Raw genomic sequence first — 17,793 nt, 5'->3', positions numbered from 1 at the left:
TGATTATTCGTGACACGACTCAGCATAAGGACATAAGTATGGCGTTAATTGATCAAGCGCTGCTAGAGAGCGTCGAGGCGATTGCCCGCGAAGCGGGTGAGGCCATCATGACGGTCTACGCACGCGACTTTAGTGTCGAAGAGAAAGAAGATAAAAGCCCGCTAACCGAAGCAGATAAAGCCGCCCATGAAATCATCGCTAAAGGGCTGAATGCCTTGCCGCAGGGTATTCCGGTGCTTTCGGAAGAGGATGAAGCCGGCTTTTCCGGTGCCGATAATGATGGGCGTTACTGGTTGGTGGACCCGCTTGACGGCACCAAGGAGTTCATCAAGCGAAACGGTGAGTTTACCGTCAATATCGCCTTGATCGAGCAGGGTAAACCGGTGCTTGGCGTGGTAATAGCGCCTGCCTTGGGAACAGCCTACCTGGCGGCAGAAGGTCTAGGGGCTTTCAAGGTCGCTGAAAATGGCGAGCGCCATGCGATTCAGGTTGCCGGGAAGCCAGACGGTGGCAAGGCCTGGCGGGTCGTCGGTAGCCGTTCTCACCCGAGCCCTGATCTGGCTGCCTGGCTGGATGACCTGGGTGCCCACGAGATGGTGCCGATGGGCAGCTCGCTCAAGTTGTGCGCCATTGCCGAAGGGGCAGCTGACGTTTACCCGCGCCTTGGGCCTACCTGCCTGTGGGATACCGGTGCGGCTCACGCGGTGGTTGAACAGGCGGGCGGCCGGGTGGAAAACCTGGATGGCACGCCGCTTAGCTATGCCACCCCATCTGAAAAGCTCAACCCGCATTTTATTGTATGGGGCTGCGGTAAGGCGTAAGGTGAGCGCCTTTTGGGCTTGTGAGGGGTAAGCGCCCTTCGGGCTTGTGAGGAGTAACCCCTCACCCCTCACCCCTCACTCAGACCTTGTTCAACTGATGCACGCTCATCTCGATCTGCTGGGGGCGCTGGAGCATGTTGATCAGAACGATGGCACGCTCTTCGCCTTTGGTGCTTTTGAAGATCGCTTCCAGGTTTTTGAAAGGGCCTTCGGTAATCGTGACTTTTTGCCCCGGCGTGAAATAGCTGTGGATGCCATCCTGTTCATGTGGCTGTTGCTGGAGTGTTTCGATCAGTGCATTCGAGACCGGTATCGGTGTGTCTCCGAAAGTCAACAGTTTAAGAACGCCACGGGTTGAGCGAATCGGCCGCCAGTTGCTGGCAATCTGGTCAAGGCGGATAAACAGATAGTGCGGGAATAGCGGTTCACAGACGTTACCCAGCTTGCCGCCGCGCCTGCGCTTTACATTCAGGACGGGATGAAACACCTCGTAGTCCTGGTTGCCGAGGTTTTCCGCCGCCCGAAAGGACTCTCCGCCCTTACATTGAATCACGTACCAAGCCGCTTCCGATTGATTAGTCGGCACTGACATGAATCATCCTTGTCGTTATCTGTTGTTGTCTAGGAGTTTAGCCAGCGCGTCCAGCGTCTGATCAATATGGGTTTGCGTGTGCTCACAGGACAGGAAAAACCGTAACCGGGCACTTTTTTCAGGTACCGCCGGATGCAGAATCGGCTGGACGTTCATCCCTTGTTCAAACAGTGCATGGGAGAGGTGAGCGGCCAGTGGCGAGCTGCCGACGATAATCGGCACCACGGCAGCGCCGATACTGTGGCCGGTATCCATGCCACGGGCATTGGCCTGCTCCAGAAAATAGCGGGAAATGGCATGCAGCTTTTCAACCCGTTCGGGCTCATCGGGCATGAGTTCCAGCACCTTAAGCGATGGCGCTGCCACCTGAGCCGGCATGCCGACACTGTAGAGAAAACCGGGGGCAAAGTAGCGCAAGGTTTCCACCAAAGGAATGCTACCAGCAATATAGCCGCCACAGCCGGAGAGCGTCTTGCTCATGGTGCCCATCCAGATATCCACTTCCCCAGGAGCAATGCCGAAATGCTCTCGCAGGCCGTGGCCGGTATCGCCCAAAACACCAAAAGAGTGCGCTTCATCAACCATCAGCCAGGCCTGATGGCGTTGTTTCAGCGCAATCAAAGCGGGCAGGTCGGGAATGTCACCGTCCATGCTGTAGAGGCCTTCCACCACGATCAGCGTACGCTCGAACTGGTGGCGGTGACGCTCCAGCAGGGCATCCAGTGCCGCTATGTCATTGTGGCTGAATGGCATCCGTTTGGCGCCGGAAAGCTGCGCTCCTACAAGTGAGCTGTTATGGATGTACTCATCGTGGAGAACCAGATCCTTAGGCCCCAGCAGATAGCCTAACGTAGAAACGTTGGTGGCATGGCCGCTGACGAATGCCACCGCGTCGTCTACCTGGTAGGCCTTGGCAATGGCCTGTTCAAGCTGCTGATGAATCGGACGCTCACCGGAAACCACCCGGCTGGCAGACACCGAGGTGCCATAGCGCTGGACGGCCTCAGTGGCGGCCAGATTAACGCGTGGGTCACCCGAGTAACCCAGGTAGTTATAGCTGGCAAAGTTAATGCACGTTCGTCCATCAATCACGCTGGTCGCACCGGCGGTCCCTTCATGGACTTTAAAGAAGGGGTCTTTCAGGCCCAGCTGCTCAGCGCCCTGACGCATCATGGCGATTTGCTGATAGCCCGGATGAGCATCAAAACGGGTAAAGCGCTCAGGAACATGCCGCGATGCAGAGCGCGGTTGGCCAGTAAGGCTGCCACTTCCCGCGGTACGCGGTGTGGGTCTTTGCCTGGCCTGTTCAAGTAACTGTTTTTTGAGTTCTGAGCGCTTGGCAGTCATGTGGCCTCTTGGGTGGATGAGGAGCGGGTGGCCTGCGGTGACGATTGCAGGCCTTCGGCTCCATGACGAGCGGCGAGAGAGGCTAACGCATCTTGCGGTGCATCTTCAACATCAACATCACTATGCTGCATTTTCTGGATCAGGACCGCCGCCAGTTTGTCCAGCGTTGAGGCTTCACTCAGCACCATCACCGGGATAGCGATGCCCAGCCGATTTTCGATAGCGGTCATCAACTCTACCCCCATCAGCGAATCAAAGCCCATCTCATAGACAGAACGCTGGGTATCGATTTTATCTTCTTCGATGAGCAGTATGCTAGCCAGCTCAGCCCGCAGCAGGTCAGTCACTGCTGCGTGCAGCTCGTCTGGCGGGAGAGTTTCCAGCATGGCGCGAATATCACTGCTGTCACCTTCTGGCTGCCCATCATCATCACTGGTGCGGGCGATTTCCATAAAGCGCGGCGTGCTGGCGGTCGGCAGAAAGCGCGCCAGCGCGCTCCATTCCAGTTCCAGCACCCCAAGGCTTGGCGATGTTGCTGAAGAGGAAAGCAGCATCTGTTCTAGCACATTCAGCGCATCATCGGAGTGCAGTGCCGACCCGCCAAGGCGCTCCTGAAGGGCATCCCGGGTACGCGTATTGCGTGCCAGGAACCCCACGTCTTCAATGGCGCCCCATCGAACGCAGGTCGCCGGTTGGCCACGTTGGCGGCGCGCGGCCGTAAAGGCTTCAAGCCAATGGTTAGCGGCCACATAGTTAGCTTGCCCAGGGTTACCGAACAGCGTGGTAGCGGATGAGTAGACTACGAAGAAATCCAGCGGGCAATCACGGGTCAGGGCATCCAGATGGCGTGCGCCATCAATCTTGGGTGCCAGCACCTTGTGAATTCGTTCGGCATCCAGATTGCGAATCAGGCTGTCATCAATGACGGTGGCCGCGTGAACGATACCGTGTAGCGGGGGAAGTGCCTGATGGGCATGGGCAATAACGTCGGCAAGTGCCTCACGATCCGTAATATCGCAGGCAGCGGCCAGAACGTTCACGCCCTGGGCTTCAAAGGCGGCAATTGCGCTTTGTGCTTCTTCTCTGGCGGGGCCGCTGCGGCTGAGCAGTATCAATGCTCTGGCGCCTTTATCCACTAGCCACTGTGCGGTTTTCAGACCGAAACCGCCAAGGCCGCCGGTCACCAGGTAGCTGGCTTCAGCGGGAAGCCTGAGCACGTCGTTGCCTAACGGTGGTTTGTTGCGCGCCGCTATGGGTTGCTCATAGGTCACCACGACCTTGCCGATCTGGCGGGCCTGCTGCATATAGCGGAAGGCATCAATCACCTGGCTGTGATTGAAGGCCGTAAACGGTAGCGGGCTGAGAGTGCCATCGTTAAACAGCGCCATCATTTCACCGAACAGGCGTTGCGTCAGGGCGGGCTGTACCTTCATCAGCTGGTCGGAATCAATCCCGAAGTAGCTGAGATTGTTGCGGAACGGTCGCAGCCCGATATGGGTGTTTTCATAGAAGTCGCGCTTGCCAAGCTCCAAGAATCTGCCAAATGGGCGCAAGGCGCGCAGGTTCTGGTTGATCGCCTCCCCAGCCAGCGAGTTAAGCACCACATCCACGCCTTCGCCGCCGGTGTCCTGAAGGATTTCTTCGGCAAAGGTTAACGAGCGCGAATCGTACAGGTTGTGAATCCCCATCAGATGCAGGAAGTCACGTTTCTCCTGAGAACCCACGGTGGCGTAGATCTCAGCGCCTAACCACTGGGCGATCTGCAGGGCGGCGATGCCTACACCGCCTGCCGCGCCATGGATGAGCACTTTCTCACCGGGTTCCAGTCGCGCCAGGTGTTTTAGCGCGTAGTAAACGGTGAAGAAAGTGGTTGGGATAGTAGCAGCAGCGGAATAACTGATGCCTTCCGGTAACGGAGCGACCGCATGTTGGCCAGCAATCAGGCGGTCACTGAAGCTGGCTGGCCCGAAACCGACCACGGCGTCCCCGGGCTTCAGGTGCGTGATGGCATCGCCTACGGCGGCGACTTCGCCGGCAAACTCAAGGCCCAGCGTTGGGCCGGCAAAGCCGTTTTCGATGGCTTCATCCGAGAGCAGGCCCAGGGTGTACATGACGTCGCGGAAGTTGAGGCCTGTGGCCTTGACCTTGATTTCCACGTCCTGCGCGCCCAGAGCGGCAAGCTTGCGCGGACGCCATTGCAGCTGGCGCAATTGTCCCGGCATGGCAAAGCCCAGCGTCATGGCTTGATGAGGAGCATCAGCAGTTGCTGATTGGCTTGGCTCCGCAGTGTCAGGATTCGGCGGCGTCAGGGTACGCAGGCGAGTCGCAAAGCGTTGCCCCTTCGCGGTAATGGCAATCTCGTTTTCAGCGTCCGGGGTGCTCAGCGAGGCGGCACAGGCGTTTATCGCTGCTGTGCCGGGTTCAACCGGCAGATCAATCAGACCAACTTTGTGCTCGACGGCTTCATTGGCCAGCGAGCGCCCGAAACCCCATAAAGCAGCATCCTGCGGCACTATATCTGCGCCAGGTATTGGATCCGCGGCAGATGCTGGCTGCCAGAGCGCGCTCACCCCTTGGGTTGTCAGCCACAGCGTCGCGGGAATGCGAGCTGCTTCGAGAGTGAGCGTCCATTCTCTGGCCAGCTCACAGCGTTGCGTCTGGGCGTGACTGGTCGTGTCATCGTCACTGTCCCTGTCGCGCAGATCGACGACATTGAGCGCAAGTTCCGCCCAGTCGGCCAGCGGCGCCTGAGTAAGGGCGTCGTCAAGCAGGGTAGACGGAGAGGCATCACTCACCATCAGGCAGGTGGGGTCACCGCGTTTTTCAAGGCTGGCGACCAGTGAGTTGGCAAGCGGGTCTTCCGAATGAGCGGCTATCAGCAGATGACGCTGCGTTGGCGAACAGGCCGTTCGCTGGCTTTCCTGAAGCGCGGTGGCGTGAATCAGGTAAGCGCCATTGTCACTGCCCTCCAGGGCGGTGGGTGGCGTTGCCAGCCAGCCGGTATTGGTGAGCCACTGGCTTAGCATGGCAGGTTCAAGGGCCTGGCGGTCGATGCCCGGTGTGGCTAGCAGGTCGTCCATCCAGCGGCCGGGGTGTACGCCCAGCAGCAGTACCTGAGCGCCCGGCGCCAGCATGGCGGGCAGTGACTCGAGTAGCTGGAAGGTGCGTTCAGGATGAGTGACATCCAGGCTAACCAGGGCAAGCTGTGCCTTTTCGCCAGCATTCAGCGTCGGTAATGTAGTGTCCAGCGAGTGAATGTCCAGCAGCGGATAGTGCTCCTGGAGTTGTTCGGCCTGATGCAGGCTTGCCTCCGTGGTAGCCACAATGCGCTGGTGGAAGCTGTCTTCCAGCGCCGTTGCTGTGCTGGTAACCCGGTGAGCAAGGTGCTCCAGCAGTCGTTCACCCAGCGCCGGGACGCAGCAACCCGCTTCCAGAAGCCGCAGGCGCTGACCCGTAGGCTGGTTTTCCAGCAGGCTATCCAGCAGGCTGGTTAATTGCTGGGCAATACTTTGCCAGCCGCTCTCACCGATCAATACGCGGTTAAGGCGGCTGAGTTGTTCATCGCTGATGCCCAGAGTGTCGATATCTCGCGTGCCGGAACGCAGTGCTTCGCGGTGCAAACCAAGGCGGCCGACCAGGTGAACGGGCGCAAAGTAATCAGGGTATTCCTGCACCAGTAATTGCCAGATTGCCTGTGGCGTCGGCTGGGCGTCATCGCTCTCAGGTTCGCTGAACGCTTCGCTCAGACGGTCAAGTAGGGGCGCGACTTCGTTGGCGTAGCGCTCGCCCGTTTGCTCGCTGTAAGCGCTGATCAAATGCCCAAGGCGTTCCATGGCGTCGTCGGGAGGAGCGAAGCCGTTGTTTTCCAGTGGCGCCGGGGTTAGCTGTACGTCGAGATAGCTTAATGCCTGGTCATGGGTCCGGTTCAGTCGAATCGCCTTGAAGCGCACTTCTGAAAGCACCGCGACGGCGTTACCACTGGCATCATAAAGCTCAAAATCCGCGGTGAACGAGTGCGGCGAACGTTTGCCCATCACGGCTCGGGCCAGGGCCGGCGGGCCAGCCTGGGTATCCAGCTGAACCCGCCCAACGCGAACCGGAACAAACGCAAGTGAGTCGGTGTTTCCGCGCTGAGCGAGCAGCGGGATAAACATCTGGAAGGCGCTGTCGAGAATGCCGGGATGCAGGTACAGCCCCTGCTGTGAGGCTTGCAGTGGCTCATTGGTGACTATCTCACCAATGACGCTATCGCCCTCAATCCAGCCGTGGCTGATCGCCTGAAACGCCCCCTGGTAATGCAGGCCGAGATGTTCTGCCATGGCCAAGTGCTGATCAAGAGTATAATCCGGCAAACGCTGCGGGCGGCGCGGAGCCGAACGCGTGAGTAACGAGCCGCAGGTTTCCTGGAGCATTCGGGCCACTGCGTTGAGTTGCCATTCCTGACCAACCGCGGGTTCACGGGATCGAATTTCCATGCGCCCATCCTGTTCGCCCATATGCAGGCGCATCATCCGCCCATGCGGCGTATCGAGCAGCAGCGGCGCGCGGATTTCCAGCTCTTCAATGTCCACCTGTGGCGTATCCTGACGCTGCAGGGCGGCCGCCAGCGCTAATTCAACAAAACCGGCGCCAGGGAAAACAGCGCCTTCGCCGACCACATGACCTGATAGCCAGGGTTGGCGCTGAACGTCCAACTGGCTTTCCCAGGTGCGCTCCTGCTGGGCAAGCGGGTAGCCAAGTAACGGGTGCTGATAATAACGGTTGAGGAGCCCTTGGCTGTCACTGCTGGGAGTCACCCATAGTGACTGGTGCTGCCAGGCGTAGCGGGGGAGGGCAACCCGCTGGCCTTCCACCGGGAAAAAGCGTTTGGTGTCGACCGCGACACCGCTAAGCAGCAGCTTGGCAAGGCTAAGCGCCAGACACTCAGGGCCAGATTGGTCTCGCTCTACACTGCTGAGAACAACCCCCTGGGTATCTTCTTCACGCAGCGTGTCAGTCAGGTAGCGGCGCAGAATGGGGTGCGCGCCAATTTCAACAAAGACATTAAAGCCTTGTGTCACCAGCACATTGGCCGCCGCATGAAATCGTACCGGTTCACGGATGTTTCTCCACCAGTAAGTGGCATCCAGTGACTGGCCATCCATTATCTCGCCGGACACCGTGGAAATATACGGAATGCGGGTTTGGCATGGGGTGATGTCGGATAGCGCTTCAATTACCCCGGACTGGATCGCATCCATGGCAGGGCTGTGGAATGCGTAATCCAGCGGCAGACGTTTGGCGAAAATACTCTGTTCACCCAGCGCTGTCTCCAGCGCTGTCAGTTGCAATGGGTCGCCCGCCAGGGTCACGCCGCTGGCGCTATTGATACCCGCCAGACAGATTCCCTGGTAGCCGGGTTGCTCCAGCCATTCCTGAATGGCATCCGCGCCGAGGGCGACAGCTGTCATCTGCCCCTGGCCACGCGTCTTGCCCTGAAAGTGGCTGCGGTAATGAATGACTTTCACCGCATCGGCAAGTGACAATGCACCTGAGGCCCAGGCGGCTGCGACTTCGCCAACGCTATGGCCGAAAACGGCCACTGGGCGTACGCCATTCTCAGCCAGCCAAAGGGTCACGGCTACCTGGAGCCCAAACAGGGCTGGCTGGGCAATTTCCGTGCGCTCCAGGCGGTTTGCGCCATTTTTACCGCTAAGCTCCTTGCGCAGCGAAAAACCGCCCAGAGGTTCAAATAACTGGTCGACCTGCTCAAGCGCGGCAGCAAAAGTGGCGTCCTGTTCCAGTAGGTCGCGGCCCATGGCTTCCCACTGACAGCCGTTCCCGTCGTAAACAAACACGGGGCCATTAGCATTCGAGAGTCTGTCGAACGTGGTAACCGCAGGAAGAGCACAGGGGGCGTCGCTGCCATCAACGAAGTGAGTCAGCGCCGCCGCCGCCTGCTCAGCGCTGTGGGCAAACACTAGTGCGCCTTTGATGTGGTGCTCACGGCGCTGATAAAGCGTGTGGGCAATATCGTAAAAGGTGTCACCGCTTGCGGCGCGAAGGCGAGCCACCAGGCGTTCAATGTTTTCGGTCAGCGCTTCGTCACTGCGCCCGCTGATGCGAATCGGAAGCGGATGTTCCGGTGAAGCTTCCAAAGCAGGTTCGGTGCGTGGCAGAGCGTCGGGCGGGCTTTCCAGAATCACGTGAGCGTTGGCACCACCAAAACCAAAAGAGTTAATGCCAATGACCAGACGGCCGTGTTTTTTCAGCGCCTGAGCTTTTGTAACAACGGTGATGTTCCACTCGTCAAACTTGATCTTCGGGTTGAAGTTACGAATGCCGATTGTGGCAGGTACTTCGCGGTGCTTAAGGCTGTAAAGCGCCTTGGCAAGACCGGCAACACCTGAAGCGGTTTCCAGATGACCAAGGTTGCTTTTTATCGAGCCAATGAGCAGTGGCGTCTGGCGGTGTTTGCCGAGCGCTTCGCCGATGGCGCGACTTTCAATCGGGTCACCGACGGCAGTGCCGGTACCGTGAGCTTCAAGGTAGTCGATTTCGTCTGGCGTAATGCCTGCCTGCTGATAGGCGCGGCGCATCAGGTCTACCTGGGCGCTGGGGTTGGGCACCGTCAGGCCCGACTTATGGCCATCCGTATTGACAGCTGAGCCTGCCACAACCGCCAGGATGTTGTCGCCATCAGCCAGTGCATCGTCATAGTCCTTGAGCATGAATAGCCCGGCACCTTCCGAACGGACATAGCCATTGCCCGCTTCGTCGAACACCTGGCAGCGCCCGGTGGGGGAAAGCATGCTGGCTTTAGAAAAAATGATAAAGCCGTAAGGATGCAGGTGCAGGCTGATGCCGCCCGCCAGCGCCATGTTGGTTTCACCGCTGCGGATTGCCTGGCAGGCCTGATGAAAAGCGACCATGGATGACGAACAGGCGGTATCCAGCGACATGCTGGGGCCATGCAGGTCAAACACGTAAGAGACGCGGTTGGAGGCAATGCTGGAGGTATTACCGGTGGCAGTAGAGGCATCTATGGCCGCCATGTCATCCGCCATACGGTAAGAGTAATCCAGGCTGGCGACGCCAAGAAATACGCCGCACTGACTGCCACGCAGGTCAGCGGGTTGGATGCCTGCGTCTTCAACGGCTTCCCAGGCCAATTCCAGCAGCATGCGTTGCTGCGGGTCCATGTTGGCAGCTTCACGAGGGGAAATGCCAAAGAATTCGGGGTCAAACCCACTGATATCGCCCAGGCTACCAGCCGCAAAGCTGACACTGGTGCCCGGATTACGCTTGTTAGGATGCCCGAAGGTTTCCTGACTCCAACGATCCGGGGCAACCTGCGTGACAAAATCCTTTTCGGCTTGCAAATCCTGCCAGAACGTTTCAGGGGTCGTGCCAGGGAAACGATGGGCGGCGCCGATAATGGCAACGCGTTTAGTCATTCTTGCTCCTGATGTTCTGGTATCGCCTTGCTTACATCTTTCTTTATATCGCGTTCGAACACCTGTTTAAACAGGTGGATGCCCAATTCTTCGGCCAGCAACACCGATGAAGGGCTTTCTGGCGTACCTGATAATAACGATGTCGGCGCTTCAGAGGGCGCCTGAGCCCTGCCGGTTGACCATATCACATAAGGGGTCGTGCCATCAGGGGCACCATAATGCCCGTATGCTTCTGGCAATATAGGTACGTGGTCCCCATACCAGCACAGCACGCCAGATCTTGTCGATGTTTGCAGGCTGTGTTTAATATTGTTCAGCATTTCATCGGCCTGGCGTAGATGATTCAGATAAACTGCCAGATCCTGCTGATAAATGGGCAGTGGCCATTTTGCATCGGGCAGTGTCTCATCCAGTATTGAGCGTGACGGCGATTCAAGATGTAAGGGGCCGTGATTTTCCATAGTGATCGTAAAAATAAACAGTGGCCTATTATCTTCATCTTTGAGCAGTCGTCCAATCTTTCTCGCCACGGCAGCATCACCTGTGTATTGCCCCGCTTTATCGGATTCGCTAAATGCCTTTATATCCAGGAAGTCTTCAAAGCCCATTCCTGGCATGACCTTGTCGCGCAGATAGAAGGAAGCCGGGTAAGGGTGAACACAAATACAGCGATAGCCGGCCTGCTGAAATAATGAGGCCAGGCCTGCTACCGATTGACGAGCCAGGCTGCGGTAAGGGTTGAACTGACGTGCCCCCCAGGCCTGCGGGGAAATGCCCGTTAGCACGGCGGCTTCGGTTCTTACCGTATTGGCGCCCCAGGCGGGCACTTTGAGCTGGCCATGCTCCAGTGCTTGCTGGCAAGTGGTATCAAAGTGGCGTAACAGTTGCGGGGCTACGTCGGGACACCAGGTTCGCGGGTCCATGAACGACTCACTTTGCACCATGATCACATTGGGCTGAGTTGATGATGGGCTGGATGGCGGCTGCATCTCACTAAAGGGAGATGTAGGCAGTGATGATGGGGCGCGAAACAGGGCAACACCATACGCCCACAGGCTGGTAAACAGGCCCAGTTGGTCAATGTCCTGTCGGGGCTCCAGCAGCGGGGGCGGTGTTTTCTGCCAGGCGCTGACAAGCAGTAATCCACCGGCGGTTGCCAGACCAAGACTGATCGCCATAAACGTAACTGGGCCTGCCTGTGATGCCAGAGACGGCTCCCAATAGAGGAATGCCGCGATGGCAGCGGCGCCAGCACTGCTGGCGGCAATGGCAAGACGGATTCCAAAAAAAGGCACGTAGAGGCGAGGATGCTTGATCGCATCCCAGAAATACTCAAAATCGTGGCAGATAAAAGGTTCGTTCAGGGTTCGCGATTTGGTGTTGCTGGCCTGCACGACGACCAACTGCAGAGACAGGATAAACACCACCGCAAACCACGGGCGTTGCAGCACCAGCGTGAAAAGCCCGAAAAGCAGTAGCCAGCTGCCCAGATGCATCAAGCCTGGGGCAATGCCTCTTTGCCACAGCGAACGTGGCTGCGGGCGGAGCAGCTGCTCAATCAGCAGGGTTCCAATAGCACCTGTGATCATGGGCAGTATGACAAGTAAGAGGCTTTCAACCATTTGGCGTCTCTTCTTGTGTATGGTCAAACCCCAGTCGCTTGATAATACGTTGTGAGATGGCGGCAGGAAGAACGGCCAGCCACCAGGTGCCCATATTGAGAGGAAAAGGAAAGCTGACCCGTGCTTTATTGCGCTCGATGCCGCGCTGAATGATGGCCGCTGCCTTGTGGGCCGGTATTTCAAAAGGCTTGGGGCCCGGCATTGCTTTGCACATCGGTGAGGTGACGTAACCCGGCATGATGACGGTTACGCCGATACCAACGGGTTCAAGCAAGCCACGTAAGCCTTCTCCGTAAGCCTTGATGCCCGCTTTGGTGGCGCTGTAGGTTGGCGTGTTGGGCAGGCCGTGCCAGCCCGCCAGAGAGCTGATAAACACCAGCTGGCCGCTACCACGCTGACGCATGGCGGGTACCAGATGGTGCGTCATGGCGACGGGGATTCTCAGATTGATATCAATTAATGAGGTAACGTTATCCAGCGATTCCAAGCGGCCAGCTCCAACAGGGTGAGTGTTTTGCCCTGCATTGAGTATGGCGACATCGGGAAGGTTCCCCTGGTTTACGCTTGTTAGCCATTCCGCCAGCGCCTGGCTGTCGGTCAGGTTGACCGAGCTAGTGGTGACCTCAGCCCCCTTGTCGCGGCAGCGTTCGGCCAGGTGCTCGAGAACTTCACGGCGACGTCCATGCAGAATCAGATGGTTGGAGGTCTTGGCGTAGGCCATGGCAAGCGCACCACCGATGGCACCTGTGGCGCCGGTGATAAGAATGCACTGAGCTTGAGAGCGAGGGGCGCTATTCAATGGACGTTATCTCGTAAAGTAAACTCAAGGTTGTGATTCAGGTAGCCTGTTACCAGCTACCATCGTCCAGTAGGCTGCGAATATTGTTATCCAGCCGGATTTGAAAGTCGGCGCTGGCAAGAACCATAGCATCGGTTGAGCGTACCAGACGGGTGCTGATGTAAAGATAGTCTTCGCCCTGGGCATAGGTGCCCATGAGAATGGAGCGTGCATCCATGTGTGCGCTTGCTCGGTGAAGTTGGCGTGACAGGATCAGTTCGCCCACGCTTTCTTCTATGAACAGGCTATCGCGCATCTTGACTTCGCGTAGCTGCATACCCTGACGCACAAGGGCCGAGGCCATGATTTCTGAACTGATGCGCCCCAATGTCGAAGAGCTGTCAAGGTTGTCGATATCAACAAAGGTAGCCGCAATCATTGGGCTGTAACGCAGAATGTCCGGATGATGGCTGATCATTTCCTCAGCTGCCTGATGGGCGAGCTCAGAAAGGCTTGGTGGTTCTACCTCAGTGGTTGTGTTGTTGCCGAAGTTTTGGCAGCCCGCCAGCAATACACTAAAAATGCTGATTAATAACCAGCGAAAGAGGTAGACGTAAGCGCCTGAAGCATGTGATGCGTTCATACAGCTTCCTGCTTGAAGTAACGGTAAGTGTCGACTCTGTAAGTTACAGCTTTTGTAAAGGGGTCGCCATCGAGCGTTTGTCATGTCAGCATTCCTGTGGCAACCGCTTTATTTGCTAACCGAGCGGTAGTCAGAGCCTCGAGTTAAAATCGGTTTTTGAAACCGGTTCTTAAAAACAGTTCTTGAAAACAGTTCTTAAAAACAGTTCTTAAAACAGAACTTTATAAACCAGTTTGCCATGCTTACCACGAATCGGCCATGAGGCGCTGCAATTGAATGAGTGATAAACCGGATGCTTGAAGATCATCGTCGTGGCCCGCGACACGACTCATTGCTTAAAGCACACCACGAAGATGATAGCGATAGTGCCTGGATGATCAGTTACATCGATATCATGACCCTGCTGGTCGCACTGTTTGTGATTGTACTGGTGGCGGCGGAAGCGGCAAACCCTGGCTGGCTGGTGAAGTCGCGTCAGCCGGAACGGGTTGAACCGCCCCCAGCCCGTTTTGAAGTGCCGCTGCCTGCGACTCTGGTAGAGGCTCGTGAGTGGCGTGAAACCCGTCCTGTACCCCGTGGTCAGCTTGACCCTGCCGCCATCAGCGCTGCGTTAGGGGTGGCGGGGTTGCCGCCAAAGGTGGGGGCGGGTCTTCCTCCTTTACTGGCCAAGCCTGAGGAAAAGGTGGGTGAGCCGTCGCTTCCTTTACCGCGTTTGATGCTGCCCTCAGGATTTGACTTGCAACAGCCGTTGGCCGATTTCATGGTTGTGCTGACCGATAGGCCGCCGGTCAATGTTGAGGAAATTGATAATGATGCGGTTGCCTCTGCCGTGGCATTAGAACAGGCGCTTTCACAACAAGTCGAAGCGTCCGCTTATTTACCTGATCTTGATGGAGTGGAAGTTTCACGTGTTTCCGAAGGTATTAACCTGCGTGTACAGGATCAGCTGCTATTCCCGAGTTCCGCAGCGGATTTAACCGAAAATGGCAGCGGCCTGGTGTCGTCGCTGGTGTCGACGATTCAGCGCTATGAGGGAGATGTGTCCGTTGAAGGGCATTCTGATAGTCGGCCGATCAATACACCAGAGTTTCCGTCTAACTGGGCACTTTCCAGTGCTCGTGCCATCGCAATTGTCGAAGCGCTTGAAGCGGCAGGAGTTGACGCTAACCGGTTGCGAGCCGTAGGGCGGGCCGCCACTCAGCCTCTTGCCAGTAACGACACGCCGGAAGGTCGTGCGCGTAATCGCCGTGTAGAAGTGATTATCCACGTGGAGTAAACGTAACCGCCAGAGGCAAATTGCCAAAAAAAGCCCGCCGGGGGAGGCGGGCATCAAAGGGCTTGGCTCACTGCAGCCCATTGGCATAAGGGGATGGGTGTACAAGTCCACCAATGGGTACAAGATCAGTATAGCTATTTACGCTCTGTTGGCAAGGTGTTGTCTCACTTTTTTTTAAATAAATATAATTTTTCACCTTGCACCTTGCACCTTGCACCTTGCACCTCGCACCTTGCACCTCGCACCTCGCACCTCGCACCTCGCACCTCGCACCTCGCACCTCGCACCTCGCACCTCGCACCTCGCACCTCGCACCTCGCACCTCGCACCTCGCACCTCGCACCTCGCACCTCGCACCTCACACCTCGCACCTCGCACCTCACACCTCACACCTCTATTGTTACGGATGTTTTAATTATCAGGTTTTATATTTCAAAATAATATAAACATATAACATTTTTTGCGTTATTCTATTGCCATATGCTGCGCGGCTGTTTGACTGGATGGTTCGCAGATAAATATCGGTAATACGAGGGAGGCACCCATGAGTTCCCCACAGGTAACGCATTTCTTTGACGAACCTACCAATACCTTCAGCTACGTTGTAAAAGATCCGGATAGCAATGCCTGCGCGATTCTGGATTCCGTACTGGATTTCGACTATGCAGCGGGCCGAACTGATGTGCGCTCGGCAGACGCTATTATTGCCTTTGTACGTGAACATAAGTTGAGCGTTGAGTGGATTCTTGAAACCCACGTTCATGCTGATCACCTTTCGGCAGCGCCTTACCTGCATGAGCAGCTTGGTGGCAAAACTGCCATTGGCGCCAACATCACTGTGGTTCAGGAGGTGTTCGGTAAAGCCTTCAATGCTGGCACTGAGTTTGCGCGGGATGGTAGTCAGTTCGATGCACTGTTCAAGGAAGGCGACGTCTTTGCTATCGGTGGCATGGAAGGTCATGTGCTGCATACGCCGGGCCATACACCTGCCTGCCTGACGTATGTGATCGGTGACGCTGCCTTCGTTGGCGATACCCTTTTTATGCCCGATTACGGCACGGCGCGCTGTGATTTCCCCGGTGGCGATGCTCGTGCGCTTTACCATTCGATCCAGAAAGTGCTGGCGCTTCCGTCAGAGACTCGGCTGTTTATGTGCCACGACTACAAAGCACCGGAGCGCAGCGACTACCAGCATGAAACAACGGTTGCCGAACAGCGCGCTGCCAACATCCATGTGCATGATGGAATCAGTGAAGATGAATTTGTGCGCATGCGTACCGAGCGGGACGCCACACTGGGAATGCCAAAGCTGATTATCCCCTCGGTGCAGGTCAACATGCGTGCCGGTGAAATGCCGCCTGCCGACGATAACGGTCAGGTCTATCTGAAAGTGCCGGTCAACCGGTTTTAAAAACGACGCCAGTGCGCCTGCGATGTCTCCCAACTTCAAGGCGATGGAGTGAATGTGAAACGCTACCTGCCAATTCTGCAATGGCTGCCGCACTATCAGCGCGAAACCCTGACCCGCGATCTGCTGGCGGCGGTGATCGTCACGATCATGCTGATTCCACAGTCGCTTGCTTATGCAATGCTGGCAGGCCTGCCAGCAGAAGTCGGGCTTTACGCCAGTGTGTTGCCATTGGTGGCCTATGCAATCTTTGGTACCAGCCGGACATTAGCGGTAGGGCCTGTTGCGGTGGTGTCGCTGATGACCGCTGTCGCATTAGGCAATATCGCTACGCCCGGTAGCGCGGAATATGTGGGGGCCGCTTTAATACTGGCGTTGCTTTCGGGGCTTATTCTGACTCTGATGGGGCTGGCGCGGCTGGGGTTTCTGGCGAACTTTCTGAGCCACCCGGTGATTTCCGGTTTTATTACTGCGTCAGGGTTGATCATTGCCGCAGGTCAGTTGCGCCATTTGCTGGGAGTCGAGGCAGCTGGGCACAATCTGGTTGAATTACTGATCGGCCTGAGCCGCGAGTTAGCCAATATCCACACGGCGACGTTATTGATTGGCTTGGGAAGCCTGCTGTTTCTTTACGCTGCCAGGCGCTGGCTGAAAGGCGGGTTACTCAAAGTGGGCGCACCGAGTATGGTTGCCGACCTGTTAACCAAGGCTGCCCCTATTGTGGCCGTTATCGTCACCACACTTGTGACCTGGGGTTTTCAGCTGGATCAGAGCGGTGTCGCCGTTGTGGGGGCGATTCCTGCCGGGTTGCCGCCCATCAGCCTGCCAGGATTTGATGTCGACTTGTGGCAGGAGCTGCTAATGGCAGCTCTGTTGATCAGTATTGTCGGCTTTGTGGAGTCCGTGTCGGTAGGGCAAACGCTTGCCGCCAAGCGTCGTCAGCGTATTGACCCTAACCAGGAGTTGATTGGCTTAGGGAGTGCCAATCTTGCGGCGTCTTTTTCAGGTGGCATGCCGGTGACCGGTGGTTTCTCGCGCTCGGTGGTGAATTTTGATGCAGGTGCCCAGACGCCAGCTGCCGGTGCCTTTACGGCCGTCGGGATCGCATTGGCGGCGCTGCTGCTGACGCCGCTGATTGCTTATCTGCCGGTGGCTACTCTGGCCGCGACCATTATTGTTGCCGTGCTCAGTCTGGTGGATTTCCCCATCATCGTGCGTACCTGGCGTTATTCACGCAGTGACTTTGCCGCCATGTTTGCCACGGTGATAGTCACCCTGGGTAATGGGGTGGAAAGCGGAATTCTGGCAGGCGTAGGCCTGTCGTTGGCACTACACTTATATCGTACCAGTCGACCCCATAGTGCCGTGATCGGCCGTGTGCCCAACAGCGAGCATTTTCGCAATATTGAGCGCCACCAGGTCGAAACCGTGCCGTTTTTATGTATTTTGCGCGTTGATGAAAGTCTCTACTTTGCCAATGCCCGTTATCTTGAAGATACCGTGATGGAAGTTGTTAGCCGTAATCCAGAGGTCAAACATTTGGTGCTGGCCTGTCAGGCCGTCAACGTGATTGATGCCTCAGCGCTGGAAAGTCTTGAAACGATCAATCATCGCTTGAGAGATGCCGGTGTTTCCCTGCATATGGCGGAAATTAAAGGCCCTGTGATGGATCGGCTGCAGACAACGTCTTTCTGTAAGGAGCTGACTGGCTTTGTCTTTCTCAGCACCTACAGTGCCTGGGTGGCGTTGACCCAGCCGTCCAATGCGCTCTATCCAGAGCAGTCAACCTGCCCGGAAGCATCCTCTTTATCCCTGCTGTTTGATGGTGATGACGTCATTGCATCCGCAATGCCGGTTTCAGAAAGATGAT

At 56.8% G+C, this 17,793-nt stretch carries 10 protein-coding genes; 4 read left to right on the top strand and 6 right to left on the bottom strand.

Annotated features, from left to right (window positions below; all coding sequences use genetic code 11):
• Nucleotides 1-38 precede the first annotated feature (38 nt).
• Nucleotides 39-821 (top strand): 3'(2'),5'-bisphosphate nucleotidase CysQ, encoded by a 783-nt coding sequence (gene cysQ / locus ACU6TU_RS11905; protein WP_447141622.1) that lies wholly within the window; start codon nt 39-41, stop codon nt 819-821.
• A gap of 79 nt (nt 822-900) precedes the next feature.
• Here the strand turns inward: cysQ and rfaH are convergent, their stop codons facing one another.
• Genes rfaH through ACU6TU_RS11875 form a run of 6 tightly spaced genes read right to left on the bottom strand, consistent with a single transcriptional unit; the run spans nt 901 to nt 13,239 of the window.
• Nucleotides 901-1,413: a transcription/translation regulatory transformer protein RfaH gene (rfaH, locus tag ACU6TU_RS11900; RefSeq protein ID WP_447141621.1), complete on the bottom strand. Its 513-nt coding sequence runs from the start codon at nt 1,411-1,413 to the stop codon at nt 901-903.
• A 15-nt stretch (nt 1,414-1,428) separates the two neighbouring features.
• Nucleotides 1,429-2,760, bottom strand: a complete 1,332-nt coding sequence (locus tag ACU6TU_RS11895; protein ID WP_447141620.1) for an aminotransferase class I/II-fold pyridoxal phosphate-dependent enzyme — start codon at nt 2,758-2,760, stop codon at nt 1,429-1,431.
• The gene (locus ACU6TU_RS11890) at nt 2,757-10,196 is read right to left on the bottom strand and encodes an SDR family NAD(P)-dependent oxidoreductase (protein WP_447141619.1); all 7,440 of its coding nucleotides are present in this window, start codon (nt 10,194-10,196) and stop codon (nt 2,757-2,759) included. Before ACU6TU_RS11890 ends, ACU6TU_RS11895 begins: the two co-directional genes overlap by 4 nt.
• On the bottom strand, nt 10,193-11,818 hold the full coding sequence (locus ACU6TU_RS11885) for an LTA synthase family protein (RefSeq protein ID WP_447141618.1): 1,626 nt from the start codon (nt 11,816-11,818) through the stop codon (nt 10,193-10,195). Before ACU6TU_RS11885 ends, ACU6TU_RS11890 begins: the two co-directional genes overlap by 4 nt.
• Nucleotides 11,811-12,617, bottom strand: coding sequence for an SDR family NAD(P)-dependent oxidoreductase (locus tag ACU6TU_RS11880; RefSeq protein ID WP_447141617.1), 807 nt, complete (start codon nt 12,615-12,617; stop codon nt 11,811-11,813). The genes ACU6TU_RS11885 and ACU6TU_RS11880 overlap by 8 nt, the downstream gene beginning before the upstream one ends.
• A 49-nt stretch (nt 12,618-12,666) precedes the next feature.
• Nucleotides 12,667-13,239, bottom strand: a complete 573-nt coding sequence (locus tag ACU6TU_RS11875) for a FlgO family outer membrane protein (RefSeq protein ID WP_447141616.1) — start codon at nt 13,237-13,239, stop codon at nt 12,667-12,669.
• Nucleotides 13,240-13,531: 292 nt separating this feature from the next.
• Here ACU6TU_RS11875 and ACU6TU_RS11870 point away from each other — a divergent pair, with 292 nt between their 5' ends.
• The 3 genes from ACU6TU_RS11870 (at nt 13,532) to ACU6TU_RS11860 (ending at nt 17,792) form a co-directional block, all read left to right on the top strand.
• Nucleotides 13,532-14,515: an OmpA family protein gene (locus ACU6TU_RS11870; protein ID WP_447141615.1), complete on the top strand. Its 984-nt coding sequence runs from the start codon at nt 13,532-13,534 to the stop codon at nt 14,513-14,515.
• 544 nt (nt 14,516-15,059) lie between these two features.
• Nucleotides 15,060-15,926 carry an MBL fold metallo-hydrolase gene (locus ACU6TU_RS11865; RefSeq protein WP_447141614.1) on the top strand — a complete coding sequence of 289 codons (867 nt, stop codon included), beginning with the start codon at nt 15,060-15,062 and terminating at the stop codon, nt 15,924-15,926.
• Between the two features lie 48 nt (nt 15,927-15,974).
• Nucleotides 15,975-17,792: a SulP family inorganic anion transporter gene (locus ACU6TU_RS11860; RefSeq protein ID WP_447141613.1), complete on the top strand. Its 1,818-nt coding sequence runs from the start codon at nt 15,975-15,977 to the stop codon at nt 17,790-17,792.
• Nucleotide 17,793 lies beyond the last annotated feature (1 nt).

It is taken from the genome of Halomonas sp. LS-001, assembly GCF_052983955.1.
Note: the sequence above shows the minus strand (reverse complement) of the source record. Positions and strands in the feature narration are given on the sequence as shown.